Origin of the sequence: Caballeronia sp. LZ003 (assembly GCF_031451465.1) — a bacterium.
Lineage (GTDB): Bacteria > Pseudomonadota > Gammaproteobacteria > Burkholderiales > Burkholderiaceae > Caballeronia.
On the sequence record NZ_JARUXJ010000195.1, the window covers coordinates 1 to 426 of the forward strand.

1 pseudogene is annotated in these 426 nt (G+C 66.4%); it reads left to right on the forward strand.

What is annotated here, in order from left to right:
* Positions 1 to 426 (forward strand): annotated as a pseudogene (locus QCE79_RS34015) (hypothetical protein); the annotation flags it as partial.

Below are 426 nucleotides of genomic sequence, written 5' to 3' on the forward strand. Positions count from 1 at the left end.
GGAACGCAGCCACCATGCGCCACGGGACGACAGTCCGCCCAAGCCCGAACTCGTGGTTCGGTTCTCCTACGACGCGTTTGGCCGGCGCATTGCCAAGGAAGTCCAGCACGCAAGCGGCCCCGCCGAACTGACGGTCTTCACGTGGGATGGCGACGTGCTCCTGATGGAAGAGCGCTTCGAGGCGTTGCCGCGTGAACGCGGCTTCGAGCGCGGATCGGAGAATGCGCGGTACGCGATGGTGCGTGAAGATGCGCAGGACGCGTACTCGCTACCGGTCGCGCAGCGCATGCACACGCTCGATGCGGAGTACCAGTGGACGCGCGCCTCGCTCTATCTGCATGAGCCGGGGACGTTCGTGCCGCTGGCGCGGCTCGATGAGAAACTGGTCGAACCGGCGTTCCTCGCCACCGGCACGGACGGGCGTTT